The following is a 6,660-nucleotide window of genomic DNA, read 5'->3' on the forward strand; positions in this document are numbered from 1 at the left end:
ACGCGGTTCATGCGGGCGAAATCCGATTGCATCTGCTGCAATCGCGCCAGCGCTTGCGTGCGATCCTCGATGTCGGTGTTGAAGCCGTACCATTTGACGATGTTTCCATCGTCGTCGCGCAAGGGCATGGTCCGGAACAAAAACCATCGATATTCCCCATCATGGCGGCGCAGTCGCACTTCGGCCTCTCCCGGCATTCCCGAGGCCAACAGGGTTTTCCATGTGACAGCCAGCCCGTTCAGGTCGTCCGGATGAACTGCGGCCGTCCAACCCCAATCCAGAAGCTGCTCCGCCGGGGACCCAATGTAGTTGAGATATTGCTGATTGAAGAACTCGGCCGAACCGTCCGGCCGTGCCGACCAGGCCAGTGCCGGAATCGTGTCGATAATGAGCCTGAGACTACGCTCGCTTGCCGCCAGCGCCTCTTCCGCCCGCTTTTGCTCGGTAATATCGCGTGCCACCCCATAAGTTCGTCCGCTATCCACCGTCACTGTCCACGACATCCAATGATAGGAGCCGCTCTTTCCACGCAGGCGGTTTTCGAAGTGCTTGTGGCCTTTGGCAAGCTGACCAAGCGCAGCGCGGGTTTTTTCTCGATCGGCCGGGTGGAGGAGCCATTCGGACGATTTGCCAAGCAAATCCTCTACTGGCCAGCCTAGCGTAGCAGTCCAAGCCGGATTGATACTAAAAAGTGTTCCATCCACCGCGGCAATCGCCAGCAAGTCCTGAGATACGTTCCATATTTGCAGCCGCTCCCGCGTCTCGGCTTGTACGCGTTGTTCGAGCGTTTCGTTGAGCTCGCGCAACGCCGCTTCCGCGCGACTTCGCTCGATTGCAACTGCCGCGGCACTGGTGAACAATTCCACTATCCGCTTGTCGCGTGGACTCGAGTCGCGAACATCAAGGTAGAAGAGCGCAAACGTTCCGAGTACCTTGCCCTCGTTGGAAAAGATCGGCGTGGACTCGCAGGATCGAATGCCGAATGGCCTTGCGTAATCCTGGAATTTAACCCACTTCGGATCGGCCGCCAGGTTGGGTACGACGACGGCTTGTCGCGTGGCCACTGCGTAGCAGCACGGCCCTATCATCGATGACACGGGCAATCCATCGATGGCCTTGCGATAATTCTCGTCAAGACTCGGCGCTGCGGTGTCGCGAAACATCGTCGCGTCCTCGTTTACCGGATGGATGCATGCAATGACACTGTCGACTGACTCCTGCTCCATCGTGTGACAGAGCAATTCCAGCGTTCCTTTTAGCGGGCCGCCCTCCGCGACAGTTTCCAAGGCAACCCGAGTGGCCTCCTCGCGGCGCCTGATGATCGCCTCGCGTTCCGCGAGAGCGCGGTACAATCGGGAATTCTCGATCGAGATTGCCGCTTGCGAGGCAAGGACCTTCAGCACGGTGACGCGATCGGGCGTAAAGGCGTGTGACGTTAGATCGTTCTCAAGGTAAAGAACCCCACCAACTTTGGCTTCATTGACAAGCGGCATGCATAGGATGGACCTTGCGTGTTGTTCTTGGACGTAAGGATCTGAGGAATAGGCCGGGTGAGCCGAGGCGTCGTCGACGATCACGTTTTCCCGCGATCGCATGACGTAGCGGACGATGGATCCTGGAAACGCCGCTGCCAGTTCGTCTCCCTGACGAACGATGATGCCGTCCGGGCCGGTCGTTGCTACCGCCACGTGTCGCAGGTCATCCCCGTGCGATAGCAGCAAGAGGCCCCTTTCGGCACCTGCGTGCTCGATCGCGAGATGCATCAGCGCGTCGATAAGTTTCTCCAACTCCATCTCACTGGAGACGGCTTGCGACACCTTGACCACGGTCGCGAAGTCCAGCTGCTCGACCGAGGCCGCAATAGTCGCAACGGCGGTACGCGCCGGTTCGAACTCTCGCAATGAGGGATAAAGCGCCTCGAGTTGCCTGACTTTGCCATCGGCTCCCCAGCGTAGATAACAGGAGCGCGCTTCCCGCAAGTAAGTGGCCGCAATCGTCGCGTAGCCACGCGCCGCATAAAAGCGTGCAGTCAACTCGTTGGCGATGGCTTCGTCGTTGATAAAGCCGTTTGCCCGTGCCGACGCGATGGCGCACTCGTACAGGTCCATGGCCTCGATCGGGCGCCCCTCGATCCGGGCAATCTCGGCGCCGACCAGCGCTGCGCGGCCTTCGAAATTCTGCGGGGAGTTCGCTGCCCAGCCCCGAAGCTCCCGCTCGTGGGTCGCGAGCGCCACCCTGTGCCTGTCGGACGGGTCGGAGTCTGCGGATTGGCAACGTGACGCGTGAGAGAGTGCCGCGTAGAAGTGATATTCCGTCTTCTCCAACATAAGGAGCGATAGCGGTGCGGACGTCGCGTACCAAGTGTCCACTTTCTCCGCTGCACCGATCGCCGACAGGTAATCGCTGGCGAAGAAGCGAGCCTGGAGTTTTCGGATCCAGTAGTGACATTCCAGGAAAGCGCCGGCGGGTTGACCTGTCGCGCGCTCCTCAAACGCGCGTTCCTTGAACCAACCGTCATCGAGTGAACCGAACTTCGTGGTCTTTCCGCGGAGCGTCCGGACGAGAGCGAGCGGTGCGGACATCCGGTCGAGAAAGAATCCAAACGGAAGCACGAACTCCAATCCCTGCTCGGCCTCATCCTCGACTTGATCGAGTGGATGACCCAGAGCAAGAAGAATGGAAATGAGACTGCGGCACGAAAATGCAGCAAATGCGGGTTCGCCGTGCCGCTTCGCCATCTGAAAAGCACGACGCGCTGGATCGATCGCCTCCGCAAGCGGCCGTGTCCACGGAACCACCACCGCAAAGCGGTTGTAGACCCGCCCCCCAAAATGATTCAGTCCGCGACGCTCGACCAGATCGCAGGCCATCTTCCCAAGTCGATAACCTTTTTCTTGGTCGCCAAAGTGGGCGCTGGCTATCAATCCCGTTGCCGCGTAGCTCACCGGTGCGGCGTCGCTGTTCCCACGCTCCAGACTTAGATTAGTTGCTCTGCAGATGCTGAGCGCGACCAAATTCTCGTCAATGTACTCGGCTGGAAGACTCAGTTTCGTCAGCATGTCGAGCGTCGCAAAAGCCTCGGGATCCTGCATCAGCGGCAGGTTCACGACATCCTCGATCGCGCGATTTCCAAGCAGTGACCAGATGCGCTCATATTCGCGGCGCGTTTCTTCTTCGCTGGGATGCGGCGACCAATCGATACCAACACCCCGCAAGCACTCCAGGGCGACGGCGACGGCCTGCTCGCCCGCCCCAAGCATGGCGTACAGATCCACAAGCCGGCGTCCGACGGCGCATCGTTGGACCGTGCCGACAACACGCGCTGCGAGCGAATTCAGGCGCTCTTCGGCGGCCTGCAAGGCGCCGGTGCAGACCTCGCAGTCCGCCGGGTGCAACTCCAGTTCAAACGCCAGCTCCTGTCGGCGCTCCCACGCGTCGACCGGCAACAGGGCTGCGCCGGCGGTGAGATACGTCAGCGCGGAGCCATAGGCCGACGACGCTTTGGCGCGCTTGCCGGCGGCCAGATTCAGCTCTGCGAGCTGCTCGCGTTCCTTAAGTGACGTGATTAACGGAGTGCCGCGATTGAGCTGGTTGACGATTTCGAAAATTGCCTCGTCGCGCTTTTCCGGTGGCGTGTGCGCCACGAGCAGGCGGCCGATGGTCAAATGCGCCTCGGCGCGTGACTTTTCCGGAATCAGCGCATAGGCGGCTTCTTGGACGCGGTCATGAACGAACTTGTAGGAGTGATCGAGGCGCTCGATCAATTGTTGACGCAGGGCCTCCCGGAGCGCTGCGTGTACTTCTTCCTCGGGCGTTCCCAGAACCATCGAGAGCATCGTGGCATCGGCGATGTTGCCGAGGCAAGCGAGCTGCCGCAAGGCTTCTTGCGTGTCGAGCGGTAGCCGCGTCAGCTTCCCGGCCAGAAGCCCCACGACATTGTCCGTGTACTGTTTGGCGTGGATGCCGCCAAGATCGAAGGACCATCGAGCCTGTCCATGATCGAACGCAAGAAGACGCTCGTCGGCGAGCAGGTGAAGAAACTGAATCACGAAAAACGGATTGCCTTCGGTCTTGGCGAGCACCAGCTCCGCGAGCGGGCCGGCCTGCTCAGCGGCATCACAATGGAACGAGTCCGCGACAAGGTTTCTGAGATCGTTGGGCGCGAGCGGGCCCAACTTGATGTCCTGCACCCTTCCCGTTGCTCGAATCGCCTCCAGCTTGCGCATGAGCGGATGCGCCGCGGTCACTTCATTGTTCCGGAAGGCACCGATGAGGAGGAGATGGCGCAGATCGGACTGGCTCAACAGTTCTTGCAGCAGGCTGAGGGTGGCCTCGTCAAGCCATTGCAAGTCATCGAGAAAGAGTGCCAACGGGTGTTCCTGCCGAGCGAACACAGTCAGGAATCGCCGTAAAACCAGTTGAAAACGCCGTTGCGCGTCCTGTGGTGGAACCTCCGGGACCGGTGGCGGCTCGCCGATGATGAGCTTTACTTCAGGAATGAGATCCACAATCAGTCGTGCGTTGGGTCCCAGCGTCTCGCGCAACGCTTCGCGCCAAGGCACAAGGTCCGTTTCGCTCTTGCCGAGCAGCGGTCTGATCAGACCCTGAAAGGCCTGCACCAGCGTCGAGTAAGGAATATCGCGCTTATGCTGATCGAACTTGCCGGAAGCGAAAAGACCCCGCGGCGGTATGAGCGCCGGCTGCAACTCGTTGACGAGCGAAGACTTTCCGATACCGGAATATCCCGATACCAGGACCAGCTCGGGGGCGCCTCCTTTGACGACGCGATCAAAGGAGGCGAGCAAGGTTTCGACTTCTTCTCGCCGACCGTAGAGTTTCTCGGGAATCCGTAACTGGTCCGGCGTGTCGCGTGCGCCGAGTGAAAAGTCGTCAATCCGGTGCTGCGCCCCCCATTCGGCCTGGCATCTGCGAAGGTCGCTTTCGAGACCGGAGGCGGTCTGATAGCGGTCTTCGGCCCTTTTGGCGAGCAGCTTCATGACGACCGCCGACACGGTGCCGGGGATATCGCTCCGCTGCCCCGTGAGTTCCACCGGCTGCCTAGCGAGGTGGCAGTGCACCCATTCCATGGGCTCGGCCGCCGTAAACGGCAAACCACCGGCGAGCATTTGGTAGAAGGAGATGCCGAGCGCGTACAAATCGCTGCGGGAATCGATTGACCGGTTCATCCGTCCGGTCTGCTCAGGCGCCATGTAGGCGAACGTACCGGCGATCGTTTCGGGAGCGTCGAGGGGCTGGCGCTCGCGGGCCAAACGTGAGGCGATACCAAACCCCGTCAGCCATACGTCACCGGTTGCAGCGTTGACCAAGACATTGGCCGGTTTGATGTCCTTGTGAATGAGCCCGCGCTGATGGAGCTTGCCGAGAGCTGCGGCAATACCGGTCGCCAGCTGCAAGAAGCGTCCCACTTCCATCGGCGCGGCGAGCAGCCGCGCCAGCGGCTCACCGCCGACATCCTCGAGCACCAGGATGGTCCGGCCGGCGTCGTGCACGAGCTCTAACGGCCGCACGGCCCACGCCCGATCGAGCTTATCCTTCAATTCGAATTCGTGGATGAGACGATCGAGGCCAGAGCGTGACTGATGGTCCGTCGCGGGCTGTACAAACAGCACGGGGCGCTGCTTTCCACTCTCGTCCGGCCGCCAGCCGCGGCGAAAGGCGCGTTCGCCGTCCTCCCATGCGGCCTGAGAGCCGATGCCCTCGTACGCGCCACTGGGTGGATCGGACACCATATTGCAAACTCCGGCGCCACGGATGAATTCGGTTGACTATACCGACCGGCGATGCCGCCCGCTATCGGAAACCGGCTGCTGATGACAAGCCCCATGATGGCCCTGAGTGCCTTCGCGCGGCTCTCACGCGGGCTGAACAAGCATGAGCTTATGATCCCGCTTCGTGGCCGGGGACGGTGAACTTGAACACGGCGCCGTGCGGTTCGTTTTCCTCTGCCCAAAGCCGGCCCCCATGGGCGGCTACGATCGATCGGCAGATCGACAGCCCCATCCCCGTTCCAAGGGACTTGGTCGTGTAAAACGCGTCGAAAACGCGCTCCAGTTGAGCCGGTTGGATGCCCGGCCCGGAATCACGAACCGTGACGAGGGCGCCTGTGCGGTCTTGCTCGGTACTGATCGACAACTCGCGTGCACCTTCCTTCATCGAACCCATTGCCTCGGCCGCGTTCAGGATCAGGTTCAGCATGACTTGTTGAATTTGAACGCGATCGGCATGAACCGGGGGCAATCCATCCGCAAAGCGGGTCCGAACCTGGACACCGCTGCTGACAATTGAGCTCCGCGCCAATGCGATCACCTCGCTTATGGCGGTATTGAGGTCAACATAGTCCTTTCGCGGCGGTGCTTTCCTCACCTGATCGCGGATTCGACCAATAATGTCTCCAGCCCGGTCGGTGTCGCCCACAACGCCGCCCAGCGCCTCCCTGACCTCGCTCAGATCCGGCGGCTGCTTGTCCATGAAATTGAGCGCCGCGCGGGCATTGTTGCGTGCACTGGCGATCGGCTGCGTGATTTCGTGAGATAGCGACGCCGCCAGTTCTCCCATGATGCCCACGCGGTTCATGCGGGCGAAATCCGATTGCATCTGCTGCAATCGCGCCAGCGCTTGCGTGCGATCCTCGATGTCGGT

General features: G+C 60.8%; 2 protein-coding genes. Both read right to left on the reverse strand.

Features of this window, described 5'->3' with window-relative positions; all coding sequences use genetic code 11:
* A partial coding sequence (locus FJ938_RS29120; protein WP_140700077.1) for an AAA family ATPase occupies window positions 1-5,750 on the reverse strand: 5,750 nt, incomplete at its 3' end.
* A gap of 148 nt (window positions 5,751-5,898) precedes the next feature.
* A partial coding sequence (locus FJ938_RS29125) for an ATP-binding protein (RefSeq protein ID WP_140700080.1) occupies window positions 5,899-6,660 on the reverse strand: 762 nt, incomplete at its 5' end.

The sequence above is a fragment of the Mesorhizobium sp. B2-4-14 genome (assembly GCF_006442155.1).
Classification (GTDB): Bacteria; Pseudomonadota; Alphaproteobacteria; order Rhizobiales; family Rhizobiaceae; genus Mesorhizobium.